The following is a 399-nucleotide window of genomic DNA, read 5'->3' on the forward strand; positions in this document are numbered from 1 at the left end:
TCGCTGCCGCGCCGCAGGCAACCGTCAAGGATTCCTTGATAGCTCAGCAGGCGCCGGCCGTGCCGGACGGATGGCGGAAGTTAGCTGAAAGTTTGATTGGTATGCACAGATTCGTAGAAGAAGTAGGGGGTGCTTGTACCTTCGAAGGACAAGACATGATTTATGCATCATCGCTAGCAGAATGGTCTGAAGAAGCACACGCCTTGCTCGCTGCCGCGCCGCAGGCAACCGTCAAGGATTCCTTGATAGCTCAGCAGGCGCCTGCCGGCCGGCTGTCGTACTTTGCCTACGACCCAGACGCGGGATTTGAACAGTTCAACACCGAAGCCGAGGCCATGGTTTTTGCGCAGGCAGCCATCGACGCGTACCGCGAGGTGGCTGGCGATGGATGGGACGAAG

1 protein-coding gene is annotated in these 399 nt (G+C 58.4%); it reads left to right on the forward strand.

The window, feature by feature from the left end; genetic code table 11:
* Window positions 1-399: hypothetical protein (locus ACODRW_RS24370; protein WP_488906932.1), on the forward strand; the 399-nt coding region annotated here is incomplete at both ends.

The organism is Chromobacterium sp. FG89, from assembly GCF_057808735.1.